Genomic DNA, 502 nt, shown 5'->3' with positions numbered 1-502 from the left:
AGTGACCTATATGAGGACTTCGTAAAAGTTCTCGCCAAGGTGGATGTGTTGCTCTTGATGGAAGTTTACCCCGCTGGCGAGACACCAATTCCAAGTGCTGATAGTCGCGCATTGTGCCGCAGTATTCGTCAGCGTGGTGGTGCTGAGCCAATTTATATCGATGGTGGTCACCAGGTAGATGAGGTAGTGCCGAACCTGGAAAAACTTTTGTCCACAGTGCTTCAAGACGGCGACTTATTACTTACTCAGGGGGCGGGTAGCGTCGGTCAGATAGCTATTCGTTTGTCGGAAGATGGCGAGTTGTTGGAGGCTTGTTCATGAGTTCAGTGGCGGACAAGCTAGGTAAAGTTGCCGTTATTATGGGAGGAACCTCGGCGGAGCGCGAGGTGTCTCTGAAAAGTGGTCAGGCTGTCCTGGATGGCTTGCTGCGTAAAGGTGTTGATGCCTTCAAACTGGATTTTGGTGGAGAGATTGAAGACCTGGTCAAACACATGCCTTTTGA

General features: G+C 50.4%; 2 pseudogenes. Both read left to right on the top strand.

The features are described 5' to 3' along the window. Window positions 1-321, top strand: a pseudogene (locus A3763_RS28375) (hypothetical protein); the annotation flags it as partial. Then, a pseudogene (locus tag A3763_RS27490) lies at window positions 318-502 on the top strand (hypothetical protein); the annotation flags it as partial. The pseudogenes A3763_RS28375 and A3763_RS27490, both read left to right, overlap by 4 nt.

The sequence above is a fragment of the Oleiphilus sp. HI0128 genome (assembly GCF_001635365.1).
Note: the sequence above shows the minus strand (reverse complement) of the source record. Positions and strands in the feature narration are given on the sequence as shown.